The 1,676-nt window shown below is 75.5% G+C and carries 1 protein-coding gene; it reads left to right on the top strand.

Translation table 11 applies throughout. From position 1 onward, the window contains the following. Positions 1 to 604: 604 nt before the first annotated feature. Positions 605 to 1,603, top strand: a complete 999-nt coding sequence (locus tag PROKR_RS30835; RefSeq protein WP_051433110.1) for a hypothetical protein — start codon at positions 605 to 607, stop codon at positions 1,601 to 1,603. The last annotated feature ends 73 nt before the right edge of the window (positions 1,604 to 1,676 follow it).

The raw sequence follows: 1,676 nt of genomic DNA, 5'->3' as shown, positions 1-1,676 counted from the left end.
GGGCGACGGGCGGCGGGCGACGGGCGACGGGCGGCTGGCGGCGGGCGACGGGCTGCGAACTGCGGCGCCGGCACCTTTGTTGCCGGGGTTCCGTTGCCGGGGGCTCAGACGCCGGGTGACGGTGGCGAACGTAGGTTCCGTCGGCTCATAGGCGCTCGGGCGCCGACGAAACCTACGTTCGACCCGGTGCACGGTGCACGGTGCACGGTGCACGGTGCACGGTGCACGGTGCCCGGTGCGCGGTGCGCGGTGCGCGGTGCCCGGTGCGCGGTGCGCGGTGCGCGAGGTGCGCGTGGCGCGGATGTCCTCCGTGGGGCGACAGGCTGTGCCGCCGGTGGCGGTGAACGTAGGTTTCGTCGGCTCACAGGCGCCTACGAGCCGACGGAACCTACGTTCGACTGCCGGGCGCCGACTGCCGGGCGCCGGCTGCGGAGCCGGGGTGCGCGGGGCGCGGGTTGCGGAAATTTGTCGGCAGGGGCGACCGGCACGGCGGACGGCGGTTGCTGGCGGCGACCGTGACCACAGGGGGCGTCCCAGGCCGTCCGTCCACAGCGGTGCGGCCCGGGGCATCGTCGCGCCGCCTCGACGGGGTGGGATCGACGGCATGAGACCTCGGAGGATCCTCCCGCAGCCGCTGCTGTCGGTCGCCGCCGCGCAGGAGGGACTGGTGACCAAGGCGCAGTGCTCCGCGGCGGGGCTCGACAAGGACGCCGTTGCCCTGCTCGTCGCGCACGGCCGCTGGCGCCGGGTCGTGCGCTGCGTCTACGACACCCACCCGACGCCGTCCGAACAGCGCCGGCGGGACGGCCGCCACGACCACCTCCGGCGTCGTGCCGCGTGGACCGCGATGCTGGCCGTGGGGAACGGGATCGCGACCGGAGCCTGCGCGCTCGCACTGCTCGGTGTCGACGGCCTCGTCGAGCAGGTGCTGCCCGAGGCCGCGCGACCGGGCGGGATGCACTCGGCGGTCGACGGCGTGACGCTGCGGCGGTACCGAGACTTCCCCGACGAGGAGTACCGGGGGCGGCGGATCGCGTCGGTCGTCCCGGCGTTGGCGCAGGCGCTCCCGTACCTTTCGCGCGGCGAGGTCGTGGCGGTGCTCAGCGACGCCCTGCGGGAGGAGCGCATCGACCGGGGCGGCCTCGACGACGTCCGCGGAATGTTGCGTGGCCGCAGGGGAGCCGCGCGAGCACTCGGCCTGCTCGACCTGGCCGGAGCGCTCGACGGTTCGGCCGCCGAGTCGTTCGCGCGCCTGTCCTTCGTCGACTCCGGCGTACCCCCGGACGGCCAGCAGGTCAGGTCCACGCTGGACGGCGTGTTCCTGGCGCGGGTCGACTTCGTCTGGCGCCTGCCCGACGGCAGGTACGTCGTCGCCGAGATCGACGGCCGCGCGTTCCACGCCGGGGAGGCGATGCTCGCCGACGACGCGGGGCGGCAGAACCGGCTGGTCGCCGGCGGCAGGGTGATCGTCATCAGGTTCCCGGCGACCCGAGCCCTGAGCGACGAGCCGCCCACGGTGGGCGCGGAGATGGCGGTCCGCCTCCGGGCGCTGGCCTGGCGCCCGACATCGGGGCTGGCGAACGTAGGGTTCGTCGCACTCTGAGCGCTCAGAGGCCGAGGAAGCCTACGATCGGCGGCCCGCCGGCCGCCCGCCGGCCGCCCGCCCGCAGGCCGCC

The organism is Promicromonospora kroppenstedtii DSM 19349 (assembly GCF_000515355.1).
GTDB lineage: Bacteria > Actinomycetota > Actinomycetes > Actinomycetales > Cellulomonadaceae > Promicromonospora > Promicromonospora kroppenstedtii.
The sequence above is the reverse complement of the archived record's forward strand: the minus strand, read 5'-3'. Positions and strand labels throughout refer to the sequence as shown.